The 25,726-nt window shown below is 62.8% G+C and carries 28 protein-coding genes and 1 pseudogene; 12 read left to right on the plus strand and 17 right to left on the minus strand.

The features are described from left to right. Positions 1–161: 161 nt before the first annotated feature. The 10 genes from chrA to HU719_RS08900 all read right to left on the minus strand — a co-directional run bounded on the left by chrA (position 162) and on the right by HU719_RS08900 (position 10,460). Complete coding sequence (gene chrA / locus HU719_RS08855; RefSeq protein WP_186535123.1) at positions 162–1,532, minus strand: chromate efflux transporter; 1,371 nt, start codon at positions 1,530–1,532, stop codon at positions 162–164. A 192-nt stretch (positions 1,533–1,724) separates the two neighbouring features. After that, on the minus strand, positions 1,725–2,279 hold the full coding sequence (locus HU719_RS08860) for a cytochrome b (RefSeq protein ID WP_186520471.1): 555 nt from the start codon (positions 2,277–2,279) through the stop codon (positions 1,725–1,727). Positions 2,280–2,446: 167 nt separating this feature from the next. Further along, entirely contained in the window at positions 2,447–3,811 is a 1,365-nt protein-coding gene (locus HU719_RS08865) for a sensor histidine kinase (protein ID WP_186535122.1), read from the minus strand. After that, on the minus strand, positions 3,808–4,470 hold the full coding sequence (locus HU719_RS08870; RefSeq protein WP_186535121.1) for a response regulator: 663 nt from the start codon (positions 4,468–4,470) through the stop codon (positions 3,808–3,810). Before HU719_RS08870 ends, HU719_RS08865 begins: the two co-directional genes overlap by 4 nt. 2 nt (positions 4,471–4,472) lie before the next feature. Further along, positions 4,473–5,114 carry a tetratricopeptide repeat protein gene (locus HU719_RS08875; RefSeq protein WP_186520448.1) on the minus strand — a complete coding sequence of 214 codons (642 nt, stop codon included), beginning with the start codon at positions 5,112–5,114 and terminating at the stop codon, positions 4,473–4,475. Next, the gene (locus tag HU719_RS08880) at positions 5,111–5,917 is read right to left on the minus strand and encodes an SDR family oxidoreductase (RefSeq protein ID WP_186520447.1); all 807 of its coding nucleotides are present in this window, start codon (positions 5,915–5,917) and stop codon (positions 5,111–5,113) included. The genes HU719_RS08875 and HU719_RS08880 overlap by 4 nt, the downstream gene beginning before the upstream one ends. Then, a complete protein-coding gene (locus HU719_RS08885; RefSeq protein WP_186520446.1) occupies positions 5,904–6,584 on the minus strand; it encodes an iron-containing redox enzyme family protein in 681 nt (226 codons plus the stop codon). The genes HU719_RS08880 and HU719_RS08885 overlap by 14 nt, the downstream gene beginning before the upstream one ends. A gap of 8 nt (positions 6,585–6,592) precedes the next feature. Continuing rightward, entirely contained in the window at positions 6,593–8,059 is a 1,467-nt protein-coding gene (locus HU719_RS08890; protein WP_186535120.1) for an AMP-binding protein, read from the minus strand. Further along, a complete protein-coding gene (locus tag HU719_RS08895; protein ID WP_186520444.1) occupies positions 8,049–8,726 on the minus strand; it encodes a thermostable hemolysin in 678 nt (225 codons plus the stop codon). The genes HU719_RS08890 and HU719_RS08895 overlap by 11 nt, the downstream gene beginning before the upstream one ends. Before the next feature lie 318 nt (positions 8,727–9,044). Continuing rightward, entirely contained in the window at positions 9,045–10,460 is a 1,416-nt protein-coding gene (locus HU719_RS08900) for a hypothetical protein (protein WP_186535119.1), read from the minus strand. A gap of 291 nt (positions 10,461–10,751) precedes the next feature. Between HU719_RS08900 and HU719_RS08905 the strand changes: the two genes are divergently transcribed. Then, the gene (locus tag HU719_RS08905; RefSeq protein WP_186520442.1) at positions 10,752–11,366 is read left to right on the plus strand and encodes a LysE family translocator; all 615 of its coding nucleotides are present in this window, start codon (positions 10,752–10,754) and stop codon (positions 11,364–11,366) included. Here the strand turns inward: HU719_RS08905 and HU719_RS08910 are convergent. Together HU719_RS08910 and HU719_RS08915 are read right to left on the minus strand one after the other, a co-directional pair. Next, positions 11,344–12,039, minus strand: a complete 696-nt coding sequence (locus HU719_RS08910) for a metallophosphoesterase (protein WP_186535118.1) — start codon at positions 12,037–12,039, stop codon at positions 11,344–11,346. The genes HU719_RS08905 and HU719_RS08910 overlap by 23 nt on opposite strands. A 70-nt stretch (positions 12,040–12,109) precedes the next feature. Next, entirely contained in the window at positions 12,110–12,607 is a 498-nt protein-coding gene (locus HU719_RS08915) for a DUF2867 domain-containing protein (protein ID WP_186535117.1), read from the minus strand. A 97-nt stretch (positions 12,608–12,704) separates the two neighbouring features. On the opposite strand from HU719_RS08915, the gene HU719_RS08920 reads away from it, so the two are divergent. Both HU719_RS08920 and HU719_RS08925 read left to right on the plus strand, forming a co-directional pair. Beyond that, a complete protein-coding gene (locus HU719_RS08920; protein ID WP_186535116.1) occupies positions 12,705–13,445 on the plus strand; it encodes a carbon-nitrogen hydrolase family protein in 741 nt (246 codons plus the stop codon). After that, positions 13,442–13,684: a hypothetical protein gene (locus HU719_RS08925; protein ID WP_186520438.1), complete on the plus strand. Its 243-nt coding sequence runs from the start codon at positions 13,442–13,444 to the stop codon at positions 13,682–13,684. The genes HU719_RS08920 and HU719_RS08925 overlap by 4 nt, the downstream gene beginning before the upstream one ends. A 1-nt stretch (position 13,685) precedes the next feature. Here HU719_RS08925 and HU719_RS08930 read toward each other — a convergent pair whose 3' ends face one another. After that, positions 13,686–14,186 carry a methylated-DNA--[protein]-cysteine S-methyltransferase gene (locus tag HU719_RS08930; RefSeq protein WP_186520437.1) on the minus strand — a complete coding sequence of 167 codons (501 nt, stop codon included), beginning with the start codon at positions 14,184–14,186 and terminating at the stop codon, positions 13,686–13,688. A gap of 280 nt (positions 14,187–14,466) precedes the next feature. On the opposite strand from HU719_RS08930, the gene HU719_RS08935 reads away from it, so the two are divergent. Next, complete coding sequence (locus HU719_RS08935) at positions 14,467–16,053, plus strand: ABC-F family ATPase (protein ID WP_186517930.1); 1,587 nt, start codon at positions 14,467–14,469, stop codon at positions 16,051–16,053. A 252-nt stretch (positions 16,054–16,305) separates the two neighbouring features. Beyond that, complete coding sequence (locus HU719_RS08940; RefSeq protein WP_186535115.1) at positions 16,306–17,487, plus strand: MFS transporter; 1,182 nt, start codon at positions 16,306–16,308, stop codon at positions 17,485–17,487. On the opposite strand, the gene HU719_RS08945 is transcribed toward HU719_RS08940, so the two are convergent. Both HU719_RS08945 and HU719_RS08950 read right to left on the minus strand, forming a co-directional pair. Next, complete coding sequence (locus HU719_RS08945) at positions 17,446–18,495, minus strand: alpha/beta hydrolase family protein (protein ID WP_186535114.1); 1,050 nt, start codon at positions 18,493–18,495, stop codon at positions 17,446–17,448. The genes HU719_RS08940 and HU719_RS08945 overlap by 42 nt on opposite strands. Before the next feature lie 121 nt (positions 18,496–18,616). Then, entirely contained in the window at positions 18,617–19,228 is a 612-nt protein-coding gene (locus HU719_RS08950; RefSeq protein WP_186517932.1) for an FMN-dependent NADH-azoreductase, read from the minus strand. Positions 19,229–19,364: 136 nt separating this feature from the next. Here HU719_RS08950 and HU719_RS08955 point away from each other — a divergent pair, with 136 nt between their 5' ends. Both HU719_RS08955 and HU719_RS08960 read left to right on the plus strand, forming a co-directional pair. Then, complete coding sequence (locus HU719_RS08955) at positions 19,365–20,267, plus strand: LysR substrate-binding domain-containing protein (RefSeq protein ID WP_186535113.1); 903 nt, start codon at positions 19,365–19,367, stop codon at positions 20,265–20,267. A gap of 7 nt (positions 20,268–20,274) precedes the next feature. Then, positions 20,275–20,637: an MmcQ/YjbR family DNA-binding protein gene (locus HU719_RS08960; RefSeq protein ID WP_437179659.1), complete on the plus strand. Its 363-nt coding sequence runs from the start codon at positions 20,275–20,277 to the stop codon at positions 20,635–20,637. On the opposite strand, the gene HU719_RS08965 is transcribed toward HU719_RS08960, so the two are convergent. Both HU719_RS08965 and HU719_RS08970 read right to left on the minus strand, forming a co-directional pair. After that, a complete protein-coding gene (locus HU719_RS08965; protein WP_186517935.1) occupies positions 20,614–21,009 on the minus strand; it encodes a DUF1294 domain-containing protein in 396 nt (131 codons plus the stop codon). The two genes, HU719_RS08960 and HU719_RS08965, sit on opposite strands and share 24 nt — an antisense overlap. Then, positions 21,009–21,839, minus strand: a complete 831-nt coding sequence (locus HU719_RS08970; protein WP_186517937.1) for an undecaprenyl-diphosphate phosphatase — start codon at positions 21,837–21,839, stop codon at positions 21,009–21,011. The genes HU719_RS08965 and HU719_RS08970 overlap by 1 nt, the downstream gene beginning before the upstream one ends. A gap of 390 nt (positions 21,840–22,229) precedes the next feature. Between HU719_RS08970 and HU719_RS23870 the strand changes: the two are divergent. From HU719_RS23870 to fapA, 5 genes and pseudogenes are all read left to right on the plus strand, one after another. Further along, positions 22,230–22,901 (plus strand): annotated as a pseudogene (locus HU719_RS23870) (cache domain-containing protein); the annotation flags it as partial. A 138-nt stretch (positions 22,902–23,039) separates the two neighbouring features. After that, entirely contained in the window at positions 23,040–23,774 is a 735-nt protein-coding gene (locus tag HU719_RS23875; RefSeq protein WP_424803791.1) for a methyl-accepting chemotaxis protein, read from the plus strand. A 97-nt stretch (positions 23,775–23,871) separates the two neighbouring features. Further along, the gene (pnuC, locus tag HU719_RS08980; RefSeq protein WP_186535110.1) at positions 23,872–24,438 is read left to right on the plus strand and encodes a nicotinamide riboside transporter PnuC; all 567 of its coding nucleotides are present in this window, start codon (positions 23,872–23,874) and stop codon (positions 24,436–24,438) included. Next, positions 24,435–24,986, plus strand: a complete 552-nt coding sequence (locus tag HU719_RS08985; RefSeq protein WP_186535109.1) for an AAA family ATPase — start codon at positions 24,435–24,437, stop codon at positions 24,984–24,986. Before pnuC ends, HU719_RS08985 begins: the two co-directional genes overlap by 4 nt. Positions 24,987–25,284: 298 nt before the next feature. After that, entirely contained in the window at positions 25,285–25,725 is a 441-nt protein-coding gene (gene fapA, locus HU719_RS08990; RefSeq protein WP_186535108.1) for a functional amyloid chaperone FapA, read from the plus strand. Position 25,726 lies beyond the last annotated feature (1 nt).

Consider the following 25,726-nt stretch of genomic DNA (forward strand, 5'->3'; position numbering starts at 1 on the left):
GACAAGGGCCACGGATCACATCGGATGAACGGGCCCTTAACAGGAACGAGCCTGATCAGCAGAGGTAAGAACCCGAGCGTACGTGAAATCTGTCAAAGTTCGGCTAGGCAGGTTACCCAGAATTCGCGCAGAAACGCGAAATTCTGGCGCAGTCTCTGGTTTCATATACCCATCATGTGAACTGCAAGGCCGGCCAGTGCGCAGGCGAACAGCACCTGGATCACACCTCGCTTGAAGCGAAACAACGCAAACGCAGCGGTAACCGTGATCACTGAAGCAGGCCAGTCAAATGCCCCATCGAAGCCTTTTGGCCAAAGCACGTGGTAACCGAAGAACATGGCGAGGTTCAGGATCACCCCCACCACCGCGGCGGTGATGCCTGTAAGCGGGGCGGTGAATTTCATCTCGTTGTGGGTCGACTCCACGAGTGGGCCGCCAGCAAGGATGAAGATGAACGACGGCAGAAAGGTGAACCAAGTGACGAGACTCGCTGCGACTGCGCCGGCAAGGAGTGGGTGTTCAGCACCGAACATCGGATGGAGGTAGCCACCGACAAAGCCAACGAAGGCAACCACCATGATCAATGGCCCTGGTGTGGTTTCCCCTAAGGCGAGGCCGTCGATCATCTGGGTGGGTGACAGCCACCCATAGTGCCCGACAGCCCCTTGGTAGACATAAGGCAACACCGCATATGCGCCACCGAACGTCATCAGTGCAGCTTTGGTGAAGAACCAGCCCATTTGCGTCAAGCTGCCACTCCAGCCAAACGCCAGGGTCAGCAGCCCCATAGGCAGTACCCACAGCCCGGCACCGACCAGCAGCAGGCGCAGCAGACGCCCCGAGCTGAAGCGGGCATGCTCGGGAGGTAGGGTGTCGTCATCGATCAGCGCCGGGCCAAAGCGGTTGTTCGCAGCCCCATGGCCACCACCGATGACGAATTTGCCTGGGGCGAAGCGACCGCCTGTGTAGCCAGTGATAGCGGCGACCAGCACGATAACGGAAAATGGCACATTGAAGGCGAAGATGGCCACGAACGAAGCCCCCGCCATGGCCCACAGCCAGCCATTCTTCAGCGCTCGCGATCCAATTCGGTGGGCTGCATGGATGACAATGGCCGTGACTGCCGGCTTGATGCCATAAAAGATCCCCGCGACTACCGGTACCTCGCCAAAGGCGACGTAGGCCCAGGACAAACCGATCAGGATGAACAGCGAAGGCAGCACGAACAATGCACCCGCAATCACCCCACCCCAGGTGCGGTGCATAAGCCAGCCGATGTAGGTGGCGAGCTGCTGCGCCTCAGGGCCAGGTAACAACATGCAGTAGTTCAGTGCGTGCAGAAACCGCTTCTCGCTGATCCAGCGGCGACGCTCGACCAGCTCCTGGTGCATGATCGAGATCTGCCCGGCGGGCCCGCCAAAGCTGATGAAGCCCAGCTTGAGCCAAAACAGAAACGCTTCAAACATGCCAATCGGCTGCTGAGCCGCTGGCGATGGCGGCTGCCTGCTCACAGTGGGGCTGGTATCAGCCATGGTGTTTTTCCTCACTCACAGAAGCGCTTAGCTGGGCCTGGAAAAAGGCCTTCTGCGACCGTTGTCAGTCGCCATCGCGAAAGCGTCCTCTCAAACCTGCGATGACATATCGCCGGAAAATGCAGCAGGATAGCTTGCTCCACATGACAGCGCGATCAGGCCCGGCGTGAGTCCCGCTGATCGACACCTTTGTCATTGCGCTGCGCTTGAACTTGGCAGCATGCGCTTGAGGGTGTTGTCCTTGATCAAATAATGGTGCGCAAGCCCTGCACAGGCATGAAGCCCGATCAAGGCGTACCCGGCGTTGCCAATGAGCTCATGCCAGTCCTTCAGCGTCCTGGCCAATGCTGGATCGACAGACAGCGGCGAAGGCAGAATCACGCCCCAGTACGGCACTGGTTTACCCGCAACGCCCAGCATCAGCCAGGCCAATAGTGGCGTGACGATCATCAAACCATACAAGGCCAGGTGGGTGACGCTGGCCATCGCCGTCTGCCAGGCAGGTGGCTTGGGCAGAATGGGAGGACGTGGGCTAAGCCGACCAATCAGGCGTACCCATACCAATGCAAATACGGCGATCCCCATCAGCGCATGAAACCCAAGCAATGGGCTCTTCAGTGCGCTGCCTCTCGGCAATGCGCCACGCAATTCGATGCAGGCATAAATGCCGATGAACAAGATGACCATGCTCCAGTGCATGATGATGGACAGGCGACCATATCGGTCAGTACTTGAACCGCGCTTCATCTCCATGGCCTCGCACAATTAGAGGGATATCCGTTGCCATAAGGCGCGATGGAGGAGCCATTCCCGGCAACCGGACAGTGTCAGGTTGCAGGCTTAAGCTTAAGGAAGTCTGAAGTGGCCAGCGTCAGCTGCCGTTTGCATGACCGTCAGCGCCTGGGCTGGAGCGTTCAGGTCGCTGGAAAAAGCAAAGTGGCGGCTAGCCCGCCGCTTGCCCGGTTGTCCAGGCGCACCTGCCCGCCCAGCCGCTCGACGATGGTCGCTACGATGGAGAGCCCAAGGCCTGCACCATTTGGGCTGTTACGGCTGTAAAAACGCTCGAACACCCGCGACAGGCTCGCCTCATCGATACCCGGCCCCTCATCCTCGACTACCAGCTTGAAGTGATTGCCCTGGCGCCTGAGTGACACGGTGATGCGGCCGGCCGGCGGGGAATGCTCTACCGCGTTGGACACAAGGTTCTGCAGCGCGATGCCCAGAGCGCCGGCATCGATCGCCAGGAGATGATCGCCTTCACCGATATCCAGTGAAGGCTCCAGGCCTCGGTCCAGTATCCATGGGGTCAGGTCAGCCAAGGTGTCGGTGACTACTGCGGCCAAGTCGACCTGTGTACTCGCGCGCTGCCCCAGCCTTGGTTCCACACGGGCGAGCGTCAGTAACTGATTGACCACCCGGGTGAGCCGGTCGACCCCGCCCATTAGAAAGCCCAGCGCCTTTTGCCGCTCGGCATCGTTGCTGGCTTCCAGCGCGTTCTGCGCATGCAGACGCAAAACGGCCAGGGGTGTACGCATTTCGTGGGCGGCATCGGCGATAAACCGATGTTCACGCCGCAGCAGGTCCTCGATCTGTGCCAGCAAGCGATTGATGGCCGCTTGCATGGGCTCCAGCTCCGAGGGTAGCGGCACCAGTTGCAACGGTTCCAGCGAGTCGGCGTGGCGCCCGCGGATGACATCGGCCATGTTCTGCAAGGGCCGCAGCCCCCAGCCAATCGCGGCCCAGACCAACAGCGCTAAAGCCAGGCTGCCGAGCAGGAACGGGAACAGGGTGTGGCGCACGATGCGGTCGATCAGGTCGTAGCGGACATCGTCGCGCTCGCCTACCCAGATCACCCAGTGCCGTTCGGGTACTGGCAGCACGAAACCGCGCCACTGCTCGCCATCACTGGAAAAGTCGTAGAAACCGGGAACCGTCGGTGTTGGGTCGATGGTCGGCGCACTGGGTGTATGCACCAGCAGGCCAGCGTCGTCCTGCCAGACCTGGAAGGCTAGCTTGCTTTCATAAGGGTGGCCCACTTGGTGTCGCCCAGCCTTGCCCAAGGCGTCGTTGAACGCTTGGTACAGCATCTCACGCGCACCATCCTGCACCGGCATGCTCATGACACCCTGCAGCAGGCGGGCGTTCTGGGCGAGATGGGCGTCATACACCTCGTTAATTTCGCGGCGGCTGTCGTGGTAGTTGTACAAGGCAAGCAAGCCGGTGCCGATCAGCAACAACAGCATCACCCGCCACAGGGTGCGTTGGCGCAGCGAGTTCATGCTTTGGCCTCGACCAAGTAGCCAATGCCGCGCACCGTGCGGATGAGGCCGGTGAACAGCTTCTTGCGCAGGTGGTAGATGTTCACCTCCAACGTATTGCTCTCGGGCTCCTCATCCCAGCCATACAGCAGCTGAGTCAGGCGTTCGCGGGTGAAGACCTTGCCGGGTTGCGCCAACAACTCGTGCAGCAGCACGTACTCCTTCGGGGTTAGCACCACTTCAACGCCGTGGTAATGAACCTGCTGGGTGGCCGGGTCAAGGCAGACCCCGGCATGTTCGATCAACACCTTGGCGCGCCCGGCGCTGCGCCGCAGCAAAGCCCTGAGGCGCGCCTTCAACTCGTTGAGGTCGAACGGCTTGACCAGATAATCGTCAGCACCGGCATCCAGGCCGGTGATGCGATCGTCGAGGGCGTCCCGTGCGGTGAGTATCAGCACTGGCAGGCTGTCACCGCCGGCGCGTACCCGCCGCAGCAGTTCAATGCCATCCATACGGGGCAACCCCAGATCCAGAATCACCAGGTCGAAGGTTTCGTGCTGCAACGCGTGCAAGGCGCTGACACCGTCACGCAACCAGTCGAGGGTGTAGCCCTCCTGGCGCAAGCCGTCGCAGATCCCTTCTCCCAGTGCGATGTCATCCTCAACCAGCAACAGACGCATGTTCAGTCCTGTTTGTCCTTGATGGCCTTGAGTAAAGCATCGATATCGGCGCGCCGACCCTGATCGGCCAATTCACGCCCTGGCCGTGGCGGAGCCTGCAAGGCTTTCTGCAGGGCGGCAGTTGCTTCAGGGTAGTGCTTTTGCCGGAACAAATGATCAGCCCAGAAATAATTGCTGTCGATACCGCTGGGGTTGATCTGCAAGGCTTTGCGCAGCAACTTGTCGGCCATATCGGCATCGCCGAAACCGATCGGCCAGCCGGGCACCTGGTCGTATAGTGTGCCCAAGCTGGTATAGGCCGAGCCCTGCAGCGCATTGGGGTCCAGTTTCATGGCCTGCTCCAGGCTGGCCTTCGCCGCTTTGACTTTGCTCAGTGCTCCGATGCCGCCGGTGGCGCCCGCCCAGCTGCTGTTGATGATGCCTTCCCAGATCAGTGGCTCTGGTGTGCCTGGGTATTGATGCGCGAAATCCGCTGCGTCACTCGCCAGCTTTTCGAATGCGTCGGCACGCTTGTCCTTGGGTAACTGGTACTGGATCTGCGCCCAGCGCTGTTGCAGATCACTCAGGTGCTGCGTACCTGCCTGGTCCAGTGCCCAGGTGAAGGGGGCAAATACTAGCAAGCTAGCGATAAGCAGTCGCTTCATTTGATCGATTCCTTGGAATGGCTGCCGATGTAGCGGCGGATGACAGGCAATTGTTTGCGCAGTGCTCGGTCGACCACACCCGGCAACATGCCGTTAATGCGCACGAAGAGCTTCTCCGGCCAGCCCAGATAAAGTTCGCTGCGCTCGGACTGCATCGCCTCGAGCACTGCACGGGCAACATCCGCCGGGTCGTCCATACCGACTTTCAAGGCCTGATTGAGCGCTGTTGCAGCGCTGCTGTTCATTGTCGTGCGCGTCGCCCGGGGCGCTGCATAGAGCACATTCACCGTGGTGTCGGCCAGCTCGCGGCGAAGTGCTTCCGAGAAACCGCGCAACGCGAACTTGCTGGCGCAGTAGGTGGCATAGCCGGGGTAGCCGATCGAGCCATAGGTGGAGCCGACGTTGACCACCAACGCCTTGGGTTGGGCGCGCAGCAACGGCAGGCACGCACGGGTCAATTGCAGAGGGGCCTTCAGGTTGATGTCCAGCAACTCGTCGAGTGCGTGCTCGTCCAGTTGGTCGAGCAAGGCGAAGCGGTTCACCCCGGCAGCGTTGATCAGCACATTGACGCCCCCCATTTCACGGGCCCGAGCGACAACCTGCTCGCGCCCTTCCTGAGTGCGAAGGTCGGCGGTCTGCCAACGCAGCCGGTCCGGGTAGCGGTTCATCAGGCCGGCCAGCTTGCCCATGTGCCGACTGACCGCCAGTACCCGGGCACCGGCTGCGCACAGTTGTTCGGCCAGTTCCAGGCCGATGCCACCACTGGCACCGGTGAGAATCACCACGGATTCAGGCAAGCGCATGGCGCACCTCGTGCTGCCCGGCGCGTGGCAGGGTTTGGAACATCTCGGTGTACAAGCGGTAGACGACCTTGGCAGCGTGGATGACGGCTTGCTGGTCATCCTCATCATCAAGGCGGTCCATCAGTTGCTTGTACGTCACCATGTGGTCCTGGTCGAGCGCACCATGGGAGCTCAGGTAGCTGAAGGCTTTGTCAGGCAAGGCAAGCGTACTTTGGATGGTGCCCGCAGCCTGGGTCGCCAAGGCGATGCTGGTGCCTTCAAGCACATTGACCATGCCGAACAGCCCGGCCGGGTTGCCGCGGGCGATCAAGTCATAGAGGTAGGCGACCATCAGCTCGATCGATTGCGCTGGTCGGCCATCACGTACGGCCTCCCAGTTGCCGCCGCAGGCCTTGATGTCGTTGAGGATCCACTGCTCGTGGCCGTACTCCTCTTCGATGTATTCGCATACCGCGCCGCGCAGCCACTCCAGGCGCGAAGGCAGGCGCGAGCCACAAGCCATCATCAATGGGACGGTGTGGCGCACATGGTGATAGGCCTGGGTCAGAAAGGCGATGTAGCTGTCAAGGCTGACCTGGCCGGCCAGCGCGTCCCGAATGACCGGCACGGCGAACAGCGCCTGACGTTCCTGAGCAGTTTGTGTTTGCAGGGTATCGAAAAAGGACATGGTCAACCTCACAGCGAAATGTCGGATAACAGGGCGTGATAGCGCTGCAGGATCGCCGCGCGTCGCGGGCGGCCGTTGGCAGTCAGTGTTTCGTCGCGGGCGCTCAATGGAGCGCTAAGACGGCGCCAGGTATGCACCTGGGCGTAATCGGGCAATTGCGCGTTGCTGTGTTGTACGGCCTGCTCGATGGCCTCGTCGCTGGCCGTGGGGTCCAGTGGCCAGAGCAGTGCCTGGTTGCGCGGCAGGCCTTCGCCATGCACGAACGCCTGGGCAATCACGCCGCCCTGGGTGAGCTCGGACTCCACCCACTCCGGGTTGACGTTACGCCCGAAACTGGTGATGAACTGGTGCTTCTTGCGCCCCTCGAGGTAGAGGTAGCCCTCTTCGTCGAGGTGACCGAGGTCACCTGTAGCCCACCACTTGTCGGTGACCTGCGTGTCCTCCAGGTAGCCCAGCAAGGTCGAGCCGGCCACCAGCACCTCGCCATCCCCCGCGATGCGCACCTGCACATGGGGCAACGGCTTGCCAACGCTGCCAGCGCGCACGGCCCCTGGGCGGTTCAGCGCCACCACCGAGGCGCACTCGGACAGCCCGTAACCCTCGAACACCGGCAAGCCCACCGCCTCGGCCCGGGCCAGTAAGCTGGGTGATACGCGCGCGCCGCCCACCGCCACGAAGCGCAGCGGGCCAACACCGATGAGCCCGCGCTCGATGGCAGTGACCAGCCCCATCAGCAGCTGCGGCACAAGAATCAGGCTGTGCGCGCCACTGAGCGCGATGGCCCCCAGCAAGCGTTTGAAATCCACCTGGCTTGCCCCGCCCATGCCCAGCTGTTGCTGCGGGTAGAGCTGGACGCAGGCGCCCGCCATGAGTGCGGCGTACACCCCCAGGTTCTCCAGCAAGACACCCAGCGGCAGTACGGCCAGATAACGCTGAGGCTCGACTGGCCGGCTGGCCGTTTCCAATTCACGCGCCACCCGCAGCATGGCCTCAGCCCCCAGGCACACGCCTTTGGGTGCTCCGGTGCTGCCAGAGGTGTAGGTAATCTTCGCCGTGCCCGCCGGCATCGCAATGGCGCCGTACGGGCGCGTCCAAAAGCCCTCTGGCTCATGCTGGACAAAGCCCTGCTCTAGAAGCTGGGCCGTCCATGGTTGTTCGCACAGAACGATGGTGGCACCACTCTGCCTCAGGCAGTGGCGGAACTGAGCGGCGCTGAAGAACGACGGAACGATCACGCAAGGGCGCTCGGCAAACAGTGCCGCCAGGTCCCAGAACAGCACTTCAGGCCCGTTATCCAGCACCACCACGAATGCACCCGGTGGCTGACTTTGCAAACGGGCGATACGGCACTCAACCTCGTCGAGAAATTGCCGGTAGGTAAAACGCCGAACCGGGCCCTGCACAGCTATAGCATCAGCTTCATGCTCGGCACGCTGGAGCAGCAAGGCCCTAAAGGCGCTCAGTTCATGCCGCATTGCCTGCCTCCTGGGCTAAGCAGGGAAACCCAAAGCGCTGAAATACACCCGCGCGAGTCAGAGCATCAAAGCCAAAGCCGATGTTGCCTGCGAATACCTGGGGGCGTTGATCGTAGTAGCGCCCCCACTGGTCCATCTGGCCCTGTAGACGTTCCGGGTCGGCCGCGGCCAATACCGTGGGCATCAGCCCCAGCCGCTGGAAACTGTTGATCAGCGTCGCAGCGCCCGTGAATGTGACCCACTGAAGACCACGCATGGCCAACAACCACGTCACGGCAATGATCATTATCCGTGCGCTACCGGCGCTGAGTGACGCCAGGTTGCCCACTTCAACCATGCATGCCCGGTCCAGAGAAGCGCCGGCAACCTGCGAGATGGCCGCCTCTATAGGCGCATCCAGATATCGCTCCAGGAACAGAGGGCCATCGCTCGCCGGTCGCATGCCAGCGGCCGCGATCAGTCGGCCATGGCTATCATGTAGTGCCAACAGTTCTGGCAAGTAATGCTGCACATCTGCCTGATGCACAGTGGCAAAGCACTGGTGGATGAACTGCTGCAAGCCTTCGCGTGCAGGATCCCCTGCCACGTGGAGCGTCAGGTTCGCGTTATGGTCGGCATGGCTGCCAATGGGTAGCGGGAGCAGATTGCTCCAGTGAGGCTGGGTCATGAAACTCCCCCCGTTTTGGTTCGACGGAGGGATTATCGGGGCCGAATCTGAATGGAGTCTGAAGTCGAACAGCCCAGGGCGTTTGTGACTATCGTACGACGCGTAGAGAGAACGGATTGCCTACTGCAAGGGCTGCGCATTCACTGAACGTCTGCTAACGGTCCAGACTGTGTGAATACGCGGTAAATTCATCAAAAACCACAGTCAAGCTGACTGCCTGTGGCTCTTAGTCCAAGTTCAGCCCGGCACTCCCCTAAGCCATTAATTTTAATAATCATCACCCCATAATCTGTTGGCCGCCGACGGGATCAAACGTCATCACCGCTGGCCTGCGCCCACATGTTGCTGCGCCGGCGGCGCTATCGGGCTGGCCTGGGCCAATGCGCGCAGCGCGATGTCGCGGCGCGCCAGCAACGCGACCAGGCGGCGCACTTGCGGGCGCAATGCACCGGCGTAGAGCGCACGCAACTGAGCCATCTCCAGGCCACTGACCTGCATCAGCCAGGCAGTGATCGCCGACGCGCAGCGGCGCCCTTCCAGCGCTCGGTGCAGGGCAGGCAATGCCACCAGCATGCCAGGGTGGCAACGCACCAGAAACAGCTCCAGCCGCCGCCCCTGATCGGAAAACGGCGCGAACGCCTGACAAACCAGTTGCTCGATGGTTACGCCGAGCGCGTCTGCCAGACGTTCCTGGGCATCCTCGCGCAGTGGCTGCGGCCATTGCACCGGCAAGTGGGCAAACTGCTCGACCACCGCACGACTGCCAGCGCGATAACCGCGCTGCTCGATGAACTGCGCGTACAGCCCGCGCAGGTGTGCCAACGGAACCGGGTCGAACAGCCCGGCGGGGCCGTGCACTTCACACGGTAGCACCTTGACCCGCCCGAGCATGCGGTCGAGCAGGTCGTCATTCTCCAACTGCTGCAGAAACCCCTCTAGCGCTATCACCTGAAGTACCTTGGCGTCCGTGCGCAGGGCCATGGGGGCAGCGCGCTGCAGCGGCAGGGCCAGCAGGTTGTGCAGTTGCATCAGGCCTTCTGCCAGCACCCCTACACCATGGGGCAAGGCATCGGCGGCGCCACCGGTAATCGCCCGCAGGCAGTGCCGCCCCCAAGCCATGAAGCGGTGCCGCTGTGTCGTCGGTAGCACGGTAAACAGTGCGTCGACACCGGTGCCGGCGTGGAGGGCCTGGTCCAGTACTGTTGCCAGCTCCAGATAAGCCCGTGCGCCCAGTAACGCTTCAGGGCGGCAAACACCCAGGTGCCCGAACAGCAACCAGGCGTTGCGGGCCACAGCACGTTGCTCCGTGGTGGCTACCGGACGGGCGCTGTAGGGCCCAATCTGCCCAGCGTCGGCACGCAGCAACTCTACGCGCGAGTCATCCTCCAGAAACAGCGCGCCGAAGCAGCGGTCGTGCAGGGCCAGCGTGGTGCTGTCGAGCCCCGGCAAACGCGCCACCAGCACCCGCAGCAGGAAGCTGCGGCCATAGCGCTTGGCAAGGCTCAATTGTGCTGCCCGCAGGCAGGCCAGCAAATGCGCGCTGCGGCGGTCGGCGCCTAGCAGCACCATGGCGCGGAACTCGCTGATCTTGCCGGGCCCGCCGGCGATCACCAGCATCCGCTGCATCAGCAGGTGCACAGACGCGCGTTGCGCCTGGGTCATATGCTCGAGCAGGCGTTCGAGCACCTGCTCGCGGACATGGTGCATGGCAAGGTCGTGGATATTGTCGTTCATGTGACCACCTTTCCTTCCTGGATGGGCTTGCATCGAAGGTCAGAGTTTGCCAGATGAAGATAACCCTCAAGTTGAAGGAAATTTCCGAAAATGCTGAAGGATTGTGGGAAATGAGGGGGTAAAGAGGCGGGAAGTTGAGCTTGTTAGTGGCTGCTTTGCAGCCCATCGCGACACAAGGCCGCCCACACACTGACCGCGTCGGGGCACTGAAAAGCGCCGCGCAATAATCTTCAATACCTCGCGCGACCTGCCCCCCACACTGCGGCCTCTACCACTACCAGAACCCGCACCATGAATCAGTTCCTGCTCATCGCCCTCGCCCACTTCCTGGCCCTGCTGTCACCCGGGCCTGACTTTTTTCTGATTGCCCGCACTTCGGCCAACGCCGGTTGGCGCGCAGCCAGCGGGGCGTGCCTGGGCGTCGCGTTGGCCAATGGCCTGTTCATTTGCCTGGCTTTCGCCGGCGTATCGGCACTGCGCGAGGGCAGCGCGCTGTTCATCGTCCTGCAACTGGCCGGTTGCGCCTACCTTTTATATATCGGCCAGTTGTTCGTGCGCTACGCCGGCTGCAGCAGCCTCACCGGGGGCAGCGCCCATGCCGCTCCCAGTAGCTGGCTGGCAAGCCTGGGCATGGGACTGGCCTCGGGCATCCTCAACCCGAAGAACGCGCTGTTCTACGCAAGCCTTGCAAGCCTCGTGGCCGGGAGTGCCACCTGGTTGCAGGTGGCGTACGGCACCTGGATGTTCAGCGTGGTGCTGGCCTGGGACCTGCTGGTGGCGCTGGCTATCGGTAATCAGCGAGTGTTGCACCGCTTCGCCCAGGCCTTGCCTTGGCTGGAACGCGCCTCAGGCGTGCTGCTGATAGTGCTGTCAGGTGCCATGCTTATACGTCTGGCGCTGGGCTGAGCAGCTCCAGTGAGGCAATGTCCAGCAGGCTGAAGCAACCACTGCTCCAGCCGCCAGTGTCCAGGTGCCAGACGTTGCCCAGTACTTTCATCTGCACTACCGCAGTGTGGCCGACCAATAGCGCGCGCAAACCCTCCACCGGTTGGCTGTCGCCTTCTTTCAGCCGGCGGCGCGACCACTGGCAAACCTCACGGGCCGCAGGGTCGTCGTCGTGCAGCAGGCTGTCACGCAGCTGCGCCCAATCGCTGAAAGGGCTGTCAGCATGCAATAACCCGACGGGGCCGTCAGCGGTGGCTACCTCAAGGGCAATGGGCAGGTTCAGGAATGCCTCCACGAACGGTTCCTGCTCCTCGGCCGGCAGGTCGAGAAACCAGCCACCGCCTGCCGCCCGATACATCGCCGGGTCAAGCCGACCGCCGCGCGCATGGCTGATAGCCAGTGATTCGTGGTTGCCCTGTACCGCGTAGAACCACGGCTGTGCCAGCCACTGCAACGCTTGCGGGCTGTGCGGCCCACGGTCCACGAGGTCGCCGACGCTGAACAACCGGTCTGCCTCGGGGTTGAAACCAACGCTGTCCAGGCATTGCTGCAAACGCTGGAAGTGCCCATGAATATCCCCCACGGCCAAGTCTCGCCCGCGAGTGTTGGCGGTTACCCGCCGAAAACGGCTCATTGCATCAACCCTCTGTGACGGCTTGGCGGCAGGCCGTACCTGTTGCACAGCATGGCACAGGGCTCACGGCTCAAGCGCGCAACCGACGCAGGGCGATTGGCGCGATCAAACGATGAAAAGGCGCTACCGGCAGCATATACAAGCGCCCCAGCCAATTATGGGTGCTCACCAGCACCTGGCACTGACCGTTCGCGGCCGGCTGGCGGGTCAGCGCGATGTGCACGTCCAGATGGCGGTCGCAGTCAGCCAGCAGCACCTCGTTGTCAGTATTGACCAGCAGTGTCCAGATACCGACCCGGTCGCCCGGCTGGTAGCTGGCCGATGCGCGGCTGCGGTCGATTGCACTCAGGCGCCCGAGGTTCTTCAGCCCGACCAGGCGCACCAGCCGGTTGCGCAGCACCATAAGGCCGTCGATCCAGCCCGGCATGCGGGTCATGAGTTGCAGAAAGTACCCCATCGCGGGCATTTCACCGGCCGCCAAGGTGATACCCCGGCAGTGACGAAACTCGGCCTGGGCTGCGTGGGGTGTTATCAACGAATCGGCGGGAATGGCCGTAGCGAAGGTCATACAGGTCTCCATCCTTGGAATAGGCGACTTCGTGCTGGTGAGGCGATTGTTCCGATTGTATCCTCGAACACCCCACGCACACCAAGGATGGAATCCCGTGAAGCTCTGCGCCGTACAACTGGCCTCGCACAAGGGCGACCTGGCCGGCAATCTGCACCGCCACTTGCATGCCATGGAACAGGCAGCGGCCCACGGCGCCGAGCTGGTGGTGTTCCCTGAACTGTCCCTCAGTGGCTATGAACCCACCTTGGCGCAGCGCGTTGTCACCGCCGCTGATGACGTATTGCTCAGGCCATTGCAGGCGCAATGTGACCGCCTTGATGTAACCGCAGCCATCGGCCTGCCGATGCCCGCCGCTGCTGGCGTGCACATCGGCATGCTCATCCTGCGCCCGCGCCAGGCGCCTTTGCTCTACGCCAAGCAGCGCCTGCACGCCGACGAGTTGCCGTTCTTCGTGGCCGGTGCGCAACCGCTGGTTTTTGCCGCCGGCGCGCTACAGATTGCCCCGGCGATCTGCTACGAGTCGATGTTCATCGAGCACGCCCACAGCGTGCGGGCACTGGGCGCAGAGCTGTATCTGGTCAGCGTGGCGAAAACCGCCAAAGGGGTCGCCGAGGGGTTTGCCCACTACCCCAAGGCGGCGCGCCAGTCGGGTATGGCGGTGTTGATGGCCAACTGTGTGGGGGCGGCCGACAACTTTATCGGCGCCGGCCAGTCGGCGGCGTGGGATGCCCAAGGCAACCTGCTGGGCCAGCTGGATGAACACAGCGAAGGCCTGCTGCTGCTCGATACCACCCGCAACAGCGCCCAGGCCTTTGCGCTGGAGTTCGCCCCATGAGGTATGTGCTTGTGGTGCTGGCAAGCTACGCCAGCGCCTGGTATGTGGTCGGCCTGTTGATTCGCGGGCAACTGGCGGATATCGCCGAAGGGCTGCGCCATCAACATGACGCGCCGCCGCCTGGGCAATACCTGCGTGAAGTGCAGGCCCATGCGCGCCAAGCCCAGCGCACCTACAGCCTGCTGGCCGGCAGCGTGTTGGCCGTGTTGCTGGTGCTGCTGTGCGCCTGGCTCGGCTGAGCTACAGGCCCAGTGCCAGGCTCTGGCGCCCTTCCAGGGCCAGCAGGTACTGCTTGGCCGGCAGCCCGCCTGCAAAACCGGTCAGGCTACCCGAGGCGCCAATTACCCGGTGGCACGGCGCAATGATGGAAATGGGGTTGCGCCCATTGGCGGCGCCAACGGCACGCACCGCCTGAGGGTTGCCGATACGCTGGGCGATATCGCGGTAGCTGCGCGTCTCACCGAAAGGAATGGCCAGCAGCGCCGCCCACACCTGGCGCTGAAACTCGGTGCCGACAAAGTCCAATGGCAGGTCGAAGGTGCGGCGCTGGCCTGCAAAGTACTCGCCTAGCTGGCGTGCAGTTTCACGCAGAACGGCATTGTCGTCGTCACGCTCAAGTTCGCCCAGGCGAACACGGTTTTCACGCTCGGTTTCCCAGAGCACCGCCGCCAGGCAGGCACCGCGGGCCACCAGGGTCAGGGTGCCCACAGGCGATTGCATCAAGGTGAAGGTGCAGGGCATGGCAGTTTTCCGGGGCGACGGGCCCCGCACTTTACCCCCAGGTGCGCCGCTGCGCGACCCCACCCATCACGCACCCACTGCAAAGCATGCCCCAGCTATGCGACAATGCCGCCCAATGTCCGGCCTCAACCCCCGCATTCATCGCCCAACAGCTAGGTCGCAGCCTGCATCGCTGCTGTAGACACTCGCCCAAAGGCCAACCCAAGCTCCCACTGGAGCGAGCCGTGAGCACTCGGGCTTCCTGAGCCATGGCCGCGTAAGTTACTGATAGGTAAGCGCTTTGATCTCCACCGCGAATATCACCATGCAGTTCGGCGCCAAGCCGCTGTTCGAGAACGTTTCGGTCAAATTCAACAACGGCAACCGTTATGGCCTGATCGGCGCCAACGGTTGCGGCAAGTCGACCTTCATGAAAATCCTCGGCGGCGACCTGGAGCCTTCCGGCGGCCAGGTGATGCTCGAGCCCAACACCCGCCTGGGCAAGCTGCGCCAGGACCAGTTCGCCTACGAACACTTTACGGTGATCGATACCGTGATCATGGGCCACGACCAGCTGTGGAAGGTCAAGGCTGAGCGCGACCGCATCTACTCGCTGCCAGAAATGACCGAAGAAGACGGCATGGCCGTCGCCGAGCTGGAAACCGAGTTCGCCGAAATGGACGGCTACACCGCCGAATCGCGCGCCGGTGAGCTGCTGCTGGGCCTGGGCATTCCGCTGGAGCAACACTTCGGCCCGATGAGCGAAGTTGCCCCTGGCTGGAAGCTGCGCGTGTTGCTGGCCCAGGCGCTGTTCTCCGACCCGGACGTCCTGCTGCTCGACGAACCGACCAACCACCTGGACATCAACACCATCCGTTGGCTGGAAACGATCCTCACGGCGCGTAACAGCACCATGATCATCATTTCCCACGACCGTCACTTCCTCAACAGCGTGTGCACGCACATGGCTGACCTTGACTACGGCGAGCTGCGCCTGTTCCCAGGCAACTACGACGAGTACATGACCGCGGCCACCCAGTCGCGTGAGCAACTGCTGTCGGACAACGCCAAGAAGAAAGCCCAGATCGCCGAGCTGCAGACCTTCGTCAGCCGCTTCTCGGCCAACGCCTCGAAAGCCAAGCAGGCCACCTCGCGGGCCAAGCAGATCGACAAGATCCAGCTGGCCGAAGTCAAGCCGTCCAGCCGCGTCAGCCCGTTCATTCGTTTCGAACAGACCAAAAAGCTGCACCGCCAGGCAGTGGTCGTCGAGAAAATGGCCAAGGCCTTCGACGACAAGGTGCTGTTCAAGGACTTCAGTTTCACCGTCGAAGCCGGCGAGCGCGTGGCCATCATCGGCCCCAACGGCATTGGCAAGACCACCCTGCTGCGCACCCTGGTCGGTGAAATGACACCGGACAAAGGCGCGGTGAAGTGGACCGACAGTGCCGAGGTTGGCTACTACGCCCAGGACCACGCCCACGACTTCGAAGACGACGTGAGCCTGTTCGACTGGATGGGCCAGTGGACCAGCGGCGAGCAAGTGATCCGCGGCACCCTGGGGCGCATGCTGTTCTCCAACGACGAGATCCTCAAGTCGGTGAAGGTGATTTCCGGGGGTGAGCAAGGCCGCATGCTGTTCGGCAAGCTGATCCTGCAAAAGCCGAACGTACTGGTGATGGACGAACCGACCAACCACCTGGACATGGAATCGATCGAGGCGTTGAACCTGGCGCTGGAAAACTACCCCGGCACACTGCTGTTCGTCAGCCACGACCGGGAGTTCGTGTCCTCGCTGGCCACGCGCATCCTGGAGCTGACGCCGAACGGTGTGATCGACTTCAGCGGCACCTACGACGACTACCTGCGTAGCCAGGGCGTCGTGGTCTGATCTGACCGACGCCATCGCGGGGCAAGCCCCCTCCCACAGGTTCAAACGCATTCACCTGTGGGAGGTCACCCAGCCCTTCCGGGCTGCGCTGTCGCGCAGCGAACTGGGCAGCGTGGGAGCGGGCTTGCCCCGCGATCCTCCTGCCCCGTTATGGGCTACCACCCAGCGCTTAATTCGTTAGCCTGCTTTCTTTTATTCCGCACAATCGCCATCATTGCCCGTACGCCCAACCGCCTACCCGCGAACGAGCCCATGACCGCGCCAGTACCCTCCCCCAGCAATACCAGCAGCATCACGCTGCAAATCCTCGCCATCGTTTTCTACACCTTCATTGCCTTCCTGTGCATCGGCCTGCCGATTGCGGTGCTGCCAGGCCATGTACATGACCAACTGGGCTATGGCGCAGTGATCGCCGGCCTGACCATTGGTTTGCAGTACCTGGCAACGCTACTCAGCAGGCCGTTCGCCGGCAAGGTGGCCGACACCCTGGGCGGCAAACGGGCGATCCGCTACGGCCTTTATGGCATCGCCGGCTGCGGTGTACTCACGTTGCTCTCGGCCTGGGCCTTGCCGGTCCCCTGGCTGAGCCTGGCGCTACTGCTTGGCGGGCGCCTGTTGCTGGGGATCGCCCAAGGGCTGATCGGCGTCGCAACGCTCAGCTGGGGCATCAGCCAGGTGGGCCCGGAACACACCGCACGGGTTATCTCGTGGAATGGCATCGCCTCATATGGCGCCATCGCCATCGGTGCCCCGGTGGGCGTAGTGATGGTCGATGCGTTCAACTTTGCAGCCCTCGGCCCGGCGCTACTTGTCTTGGCCGTGCTAGCCCTACTGGCACTGCGCAAGCGCCCGGATGTGCTGGTGGTGCGGGGTGAACGCCTGCGCTTCTGGTCGGCGTTTGCCCGTGTGGCGCCGTGCGGCCTGGGCCTGACCCTGGCTTCGATCGGCTACGGCACCCTGACCACCTTCGTCACTTTGTACTACCTGGAGCGCGGCTGGAGCGGCGCAGCGCTGTGCCTGAGCGCGTTCGGGACATGCTTCATCATTTCCCGGTTGTTGTTCGTCAACGCCGTGAACCGCTTCGGTGGCTATAACGTAGCCATCGCCTGCATGGCCACTGAAGTGCTGGGGCTGGCCTTGCTGTGGCTCGCACCCTCCCCGCTGTTTGCGATGATTGGCGCCGGGCTGACGGGCTTTGGGCTGTCGCTGGTATACCCGGCGCTGGGCGTCGAGGCGATCCGCCAGGTGCCGAGTAGCAGCCGCGGCGCCGGGCTTGGCGCCTATGCGGTGTTCTTCGACCTGGCGCTGGCGATTGCAGGGCCAATGATGGGCGCGGTGGCGGTGTATCTGGGCTATGCCTCGATCTTTGCCGTGGCTGCGTTGCTCGCCCTGTCAGGGGTGGGCTTGACGCTGCTGCTCGCCCGTCGCGGCTGAGCGCTCGGCGGGCTCCGGCGCACCGAGGGCCTGGCTGAAGAAGGTAGTGGTTTCGCTGCGCAACGACCGGTGGATGTAGCGCCGGTCGACGCCATCGGCGTCCTTGCACAGCGCCGGCATGCGCTGGTGCTGCTCTTCATCGCACGGGGCCATGAACACAAAGTGCCCGGCGCCGGCGAGCAGCCGATAGTCAGGCGTGACCGGCAACTTGCGCGCCAGTGCATCGGCGTTGTGCTCCAGCGCAAGCAACTGGTCATGGTCGCCGCTGTAGATCAGCGCCGGTACCTGCACCCCAGCCAACGCGTGCCGCCCGAACATCAAACTCAACGGCGCCATCAGCATCACCGCACCGACCCGAGGGTCCGCGTGGGCGGTCAGTTCGCTGTGGTCGGCAATCAGTACGCCGTGCGTCTTGCAGGCATCGGCATCCTTGGGGCGCTCATCGCAGTAACGGCGCAGGCGCTCAAGGTCAGGCTGGGCGCCAGACAGGATCAACGCCGTCTCGCCCCCGGCCGAATAGCCGATTACACCGACCTTGCCGTCATTGAGGTACGGGGCGAGCAGTTTGTCCGCGCGTGCTGCAGTTATTGCTGCGCTGATCTGCAACGGCCGGCCATAAAGGTTGCTCACAGCCCCAAGACGGCTGTGATCGCGGCTGTTGTCCCCAGGGTGAACCACGGCAACCACCACAAAACCCTCCCGCGCCAGGCTATTGGCCAGGTCATGCAAGGCCATGGGGCTACCGGTATTGCCGTGGGAGATTACCAGCAACGGAAACTGCCCAAGGGCAACCGGCCCCTCTTCGGCAACCCGCGTCTGGTAGCCCTCGATGCGTACGGGGTGCGCCTGCGCGCTTGAGGGGTAGAACACCAGCGCCTGCATCGGCTTGGCATCGACTGGGTCGGCCAATGTCAGACGGTGCAGGCCCGCCGACCACGAGGCTGCCTCGGCATTGGCCAGCAGGCCGCCGAACAGCAACAAAGTGACCAGGTTCTGCAGTCGATTCATGGCAATAATCCCGGATGTCGCCTGAGCTTAGAACCGTCTTGAAGCCTGCTGGATGAAAAAAGCATGAAAAAAAGCCGACTGGCGCGCGTGGCGACAGTCGGCTGGGGTAAAAACCTGCAGGTCAGGCAGCGACGAACAGCTCGTCGGCGATCTGCGCCTGGGCGGCATCGATGGCCTTGGCACGGTGCTCGGGGCCGTAAGCCAGGCCGTGGGCACGTACGAACTCAAGGTCGGTAATGCCGATGAAGCCCAGGAACACCTTGAGGAAGTCCTCATGGCCGACGCCAGTTGGCTGGCCTTCATGCAGGCCGCCGGCCGTCGATACCACGATCACCTTCTTGTCACCGCACAACCCCTGCGGGCCGGCTTCGGTGTAGCTGAACGTCTTGCCAGCCACCGCTACACGGTCGATCCAGGCCTTGAGCTGGGTGGGTACGCTGAAGTTGTACATTGGCGCGCCGATTACCACGGCGTCTGCTGCCAGGAACTCTTCGAGGGTTTCCTGGCTGAGCTTGGCTTCGTGCGCCAGCGCCGCGTCACGCGCCTCTTCAGCAGTGCCGGCGGCAACCAAGGTAGCGGCGGAGAAATGGCTGATGGCATCGGCAGCCAGGTCGCGATACACCACCTCTATGGATGGGTCGGCTGCCTTCCAGGCTTCTACCACTTCGCGGCTCAACTGGCGGGAGGCGGAATTGTCGCCCAGGATGCTCGAATCGATGTGCAACAGTTTCATAGGACTCTCCAGTGTTTTTGAAGACCGCTGCGGATAAGCGATCACGATGGGGAGGATCCTACCGACATGACCAATAACTGAAAAGTTAGCAAAAATGCGTTAGTTTGTTCCACTGATGGAACAATGAGCCCTTTGCATGCAAGACCTCAACGATCTGTTTTACTTCGCCCAGGTGGTCGAGGCTGGCGGCTTCGCTGCCGCCGGGCGCCAGTTGGGCATCCCCAAATCACGGCTGTCGCGGCGCATTGCCGAGCTTGAGGAGCGGCTGGGCACGCGGCTGTTACAGCGCACCACGCGCCAACTCAAGCTTACCGCCGTGGGCGAGCGCTACTTGCACCACTGCCAAGCCATGATGCTTGAGGCCGAAATGGCTGATGAAGTGGTGGCCAGCATGTCCAGCGAGCCTCGTGGCCGGCTGCGGGTGTCCTGCCCGGTGGCGCTGGCCCACGCTTTTTTGCCTGAGGTGATCGCCCGTTTCCTGGCTCAGTACCCGCTGGTGCAGTTGGACATGGTGCTGCTCAACCGTCGGGTAGACCTGATTTCCGAAGGCATCGACGTTGCCCTGCGGGTGCGTGAGCTGGGTGATGAGGACCCGGCGCTGGTCACCCGCCGCCTGCGCCAGGCGCAGATGCAACTGGTGGCGGCGCCCGGCTTTGCCGACCATGTGCGCCACCCTTCCGAACTTGCTGGCCTGCCGGTGCTGGGCGCGGCGGAGGCTGACCGGTTGGTGCATTTTCGTCTGTTGGGGCCCAATGGCCGTACCGAGGACGTTGCCCTTGAGCCGCGCCTGGCCATCGACGATTTCGTCGTCCGCAACGCAGCCGTGCGCGCGGGCCTGGGTTTCACTGCGCTGCCGGCGATGTTCTGCGAAGAGGAACTGGCGCGGGGCGAGCTGGTACGGCTACTCCCGGACTGGTCGCTACCGGGCGGTTATCTGCAAGCGGTATACCCGCACCGGCGTGGCCTGTTGCCAGCGGTGCGGGCATGGATTGATCATCTGGCGGCTTCATTCGAAGCCTGTGGAGAGCGCTATGTCTGACCAACGCATGACTGAGGCGCAGGTGGCGGCGTTTTGCCTGGCCCTGCCGGGGGCGCGAGAAGACTACAAATGGGGTGGGATCCGCGTGTTCTCGATTGCCGGCAACAAAATGTTCGCGGTGATGGACCTGGCCGGTGCAGGGTTGTCGTTCAAAGTGGCCGATGAGCTGTTTCTGGGCTATTGCGACCGCCCGGGCATTCGCCCGGCGCCTTATCTGGCGCGGGCCAAGTGGGTAAGCGTGGCGCCGCCCTACCCCATGGGCGGCGAAGAGCTACGCGAGCTGCTCAGCCGCTCGCACCAGTTGGTGGTGAAACGCTTGCCCAAGCGCACGCAGGTGGGGCTGCTGCTACAAGAGCCCTGCGTGCCATAGATGATTGAACCAGAACACCTGGTGCACCAGCACGATGGCCCAGCACACCACTTGGTACGACACCTTGCGCGTCTTGTGGCGAAACAGTTGCTGGGCCAGCAATGCCCCAGGCCAACCGCCCAGCAGTTCGCTGGCATGCAGCACCTTCTCCGGCGTGCGCCAAACCTGGGTACGGGCCTGCTGTTTGTCCTGCCAATACAGCAGCAGGCTGATCAAACTCAGTGCCGGGTACATTGCCAAAGGCACCCATGACTGCCCGCTAAGCCCAACCTGCAAGCTGCCGCCCAGCGGTAGCAGGCACAGGCCAGCCAATACCAAGCCCTTGAGCCCGGCATTGCGAATACCCGGCTGAGCAGCCTGCGCGCGAGCCATCAGGGTTGCGCCGTCGCCCAGTCAACCCAACCAAACTGCCAGGTGGCCAGAATCAACAGGCCGAAGGCAATGCGATACCAGGCAAACACCGCGTAGCTGTGGTTGGCGATGAACTTGAGCAGCCCGCGCACCGCGATCATGGCAAAGATGAACGACACCACGAAGCCTAGCGCGAACACGGGCAGGTCTGCAGGCTGGAACAGGTCGCGGTACTTGTAGCCCGAATACACCGCCGCCCCGACCATGGTCGGCATCGCCAGAAAGAACGAAAACTCGGTGGCCGCCTTGCGCGACAGGCCAAACAGCAGGCCGCCGATGATGGTCGAGCCGGAGCGCGAGGTGCCTGGAATCATCGCCAGGCACTGCACGAAACCAATCTTCAGGGCGTGGTGCCAGCTCATTTCATCGACATGCTCGACCTCGACGCGGTGCACGCGACGCTCGGCCCAGAGCATGATCAACCCGCCCACCACCAGCGCGACCGCCACAGTGATGGGGTTGAACAGGTAATGGTGGATCAGGTCGGCGAACAGCACACCCAGCACCACGGCCGGCAGGAAGGCAATCAGCAGGTTGGCGGTAAAGCGCCGCGCCGGCACCTGGGTCGGCAGCCCCACCACCACATCGAAGATCTTGCGACGAAACTCCCACACCACCGCCAGGATTGCGCCCAGCTGGATGATGATGTTGAACGCCATGGCGCGTTCGCCGCCAAAGCCGAGCAGGTCGGCAACGATGATCTGGTGCCCGGTACTCGAAATGGGCAAGAACTCGGTCAACCCTTCGACCACGCCCAGGATGATCGCCTGCAAGGCACTCCAAAAATCCATCATTCCCCCATGGGGGACCGCGCCATTGGCAGGCCCCTCTGTTTTGATATGCAAATGTATACCGCACGCGGCGACGCCGTTTTACAGCGACCCTTGGGTGCAATACCAGCAGAAAAGTTCAGCGCGCTAAAGGTTTCATCCAGAGCGGCCGAGATCCTAGCAGAGGGACTGTTTCCGTTCCCGTATTACCTGCAACACGGAATGTCACTTCATACCCATTAGCCGTTGGTCGGGTGGGGGCCTAGGCCAAAGCATGCTTGGATGCCTTCTATAAAAAGAACAACACTGGAGTAACGCATCATGAAGACCCTCAGGTCGATGTCGATCAGCCGCCGTCTCTGGCTGATCCTGCTGGTCGCTGTGGCCATGCTGGTAGTACTGGGCTTGTTGATGCTGCGCCAGATCCATGGCGACCTGTACCAGGCCAAGGCCGAAAAGACCCGCCACGTGGTGCAGACCGCAGCCGGGGTGCTGGCCTATTACCAAGGCCTGGAGGCCGCCGGCACGCTGACCCGTGATGCCGCCCAGCAGCAGGCGCTGCAAGTGGTGCGCGGCCTGCGCTACGAGCAGAACGACTATTTCTGGATCAATGACCTGCAGCCGAAGATGGTCATGCACCCCGTCAACGCCAAGCTCGAAGGCCAGGACCTGTCGTCGATCCGCGACCCTGACGGCTTTGCCCTGTTCAACGAAATGGTCACGCTGGCCAAAAGCCAGGGCGCAGGCCCGGTCGACTACCGCTGGCCCAAGCCCGGCGCCAGCGACCCTGTGCCAAAGACGTCCTACATTCAATTGTTCAAGCCTTGGGGCTGGATCATCGGCTCGGGGGTGTATGTCGATGACGTGCAGGACGAGTTCGCCCGCCAGCTGTGGCACGCCTCGCTGGTCGGCATCGCCATCGCGGTGCTGATGGCGCTGGTGGTATTGCTGATCGCCCGCAGCATCTCACGCCCTTTGCACGAGGCGGTGCAGGCCATGGGCAATATCGCCAGCGGCGAAAGTGACCTGACCCGCCGCCTGGACACCCATGGGCGCGATGAAATCACCCACTTGGGCGAGCACTTCAACCGTTTCAACGGCAAGCTGCAAGGCGTGGTTGGCCAACTGCAAGGCGCAGCCCATGCCCTGGCGCAGTCCGCCGGCAATGTCGGCGACAACGCCGGTGCCGCCCAGGCGCGCAGCGCGCAGCAATCGCTGCAGATGGACCAGGTGGCCACCGCCATCAACGAAGTCAGCTACGCCGTGCACGATGTCGCCAAGCATGCCGAGCAGGCCGCCGGCGAGATGCGCAACGCCCAGCAGCAAGTCGATGAGGGCCAGCACGCCATCCATGGCAGCCTGGAACAGATCGACCGGTTGTCGGCGACCATCGAGCAGGCAGTGCAGGTCATCCGCGAGCTGGCCAGCCACAGCACACGCATTGGCGGCGTACTGGAGGTGATCCGCGCCATCGCCGAGCAGACCAACCTGCTGGCGCTGAACGCAGCCATCGAAGCGGCCCGCGCCGGCGAACAAGGCCGCGGCTTTGCCGTGGTAGCCGACGAAGTGCGCCTGCTGGCCCAGCGCACGGCGCAATCCACCGCTGAAATCCAGACCATGATCGAGCACCTGCAGGGCCAGTCGGAGGCCGCCGTCAAAGCCATCGATACCAGCAGCGAGGCCTCGCGCCAGACCGTCACCCAGGCCCGTGAAGCCGGTACCCGCCTCGATGCCATCAGCCAGGCGCTGAACACCCTGGGTGCCCTGAACGCCTCGATTGCCAGCGCCACCTTGCAGCAGTCGCATGTGGTCGAGGAGATCAACCGCAACGTCACCGAAACCGCCGGGCTGTCCCAGGAAACCGCCGAAGCCGCGCGCCAATCCAGCGAAGCGGGTAACGCCCTGGGCCGCCTGAGCGAAGAGCTCGAGCAACTGCTGCGCCAGTTCCGGGTTTAGCCAGCGGCAAGCTTCGAGCTGCAAGCCGCACCGTTCGCTTGCAGCTTGCAGTTCGCTGCTTGTAGCATCCCGCCCTTTCCCCTTGGAAGGCGCGCCGATGTCCGGGCTTGAACTCTTTGCCGCAGCGCTGGGCGTGATTGCCGTATGGCTCACCGTACGGCAGAACCCTTGGTGCTGGCCGATCGGGCTGGTGATGGTGGTGCTCTACAGCTGGATCTTCTACGAAGTGAAGCTGTACTCGGACATGTTGCTGCAACTGTTCTTCGCCGTGCTGCAAGTGTATGGCTGGTGGCAGTGGACCCGCCCAGACAACCAGAAAGACGCCCGCCAGGTTTCGCGCCTGGCCTCAGCGCCTATGCTCAAGAGCTTGTCCGCAGGCCTGGTGTTCAGCCTGCTGCTGGGCGCCGGCATGGCCCACTACACCGACGCCGCACAACCCTGGCTGGACGCCGCGTTGACAGGTTTCAGCCTGGTGGCGCAACTGTGGATGGCACAGAAACGCCTGCAATGCTGGGCGCTGTGGGTGGTGCTGGATGTGATCTTCGTGGGTTTGTTCCTGTACAAAGGCCTCTACCTTACTGCCGGGCTGTATGCCCTGTTCACCGTGATTGCGGTGCGCGGCTGGCTGGAGTGGCGCCGCGACCCGGCGCTGGCCTACGCATGAAAACCCTGGTGTTGTGCGGCCCCGAATCCAGCGGCAAGAGCTGGCTCAGCGGCGAGATCCAGGCCCATTTTGGCGGTGTGGTGGTGGGTGAATACGTTCGCCACTTCATCGAGCGTGAGCAGCGAGACACCTGCTATGAAGATATATCCGCCATCGCCGAAGGGCAGTTGCAGTGGGAGGATCAAGGCCGCTTGCAGGCCCCGCCGTTGCTGATTCTAGATACCCACCTGCTAAGCAATATCCTCTGGAGCCGCACCCTCTTCGGCGATTGCCCAGCCTGGATCGAACACGCCCTCGCCGCCCGCCACTACGACCTGCACCTGCTGCTGCGCCCCGAGGGCGTGAGTTGGGTAGGCGACGGCCAGCGCTGCCAACCAGACCTGGCCCAGCGCCAGGCGTTTTTCAATGACAGCCTGGGCTGGCTGCAGAGCCATCAGCGCCCGTTGCAGGTCATTGAAGGCGACTGGCCGCAACGCAGCGCCGCTGCTCTCGCTGCCGTAGCACGGCTGCTTAGTGGCCAGCTGCCAGCTTGTGCTACCGAGTGTTAACAGCGTAAGACACCTTTGGGCGGCGCAAGCCCCGGATTAGCGGGGCGAGCGGCAAAACCCGGGGACCTGTTTCAGCGCTGAGACAGCGTTTCACGATCTCTTCACATCCCCCGTACTACGGGGTTTTCACCGCTTGCCGCGAGCACTGCGTTTCAGCGCTGATACAACTGCCTCGACCCGCCCCCGCGATTCCCATGCAAGCTGTTGATCTATAAATAAAAAGGAAAACTGGCACGACTTCTGCCCTCCTTCTGTCAACGCTGACCCCGGCCAGCACCGATCAGAAGGAACCGCCACCGTGCACACACTCGACTCAGGCACCCGCATCACCCGCCTCCTGTTGCTGGGTTGTGCACTTGGCGCGGCCCTTAACCTGCCGGCGCAAGCCGACGATGGGCGCATCATCATCCTGCGTGACGTGCAACCGCGCATGGCCACCCGCGCCCCGGTCATCCCCGACCCTAACCCGGTCACCGTCAACACCAACCCTTCTGCATTCATTCTGCGCCAGACCGGCGAGCTGAGCGACGGCGATTTTGCCGGCATTCGCAGCGGCGCCGGCATCAACAGCATGGTGCTGCAACAGACCAACAACCTGGGCGGCAACGTCAACACCCAGACCCAACTGCCCAACCTTGCCGGCGGGCGTGGTTCGGGCGGCGGCAGCAGCATCGCCAACATGGTCAATTCCAGCGTCCAACAAGGCATGGGTGCGCTGAAAGTACTGGGGGGCAAATAAC

Source organism: Pseudomonas farsensis, assembly GCF_014268805.2.
GTDB lineage: Bacteria > Pseudomonadota > Gammaproteobacteria > Pseudomonadales > Pseudomonadaceae > Aquipseudomonas > Aquipseudomonas farsensis.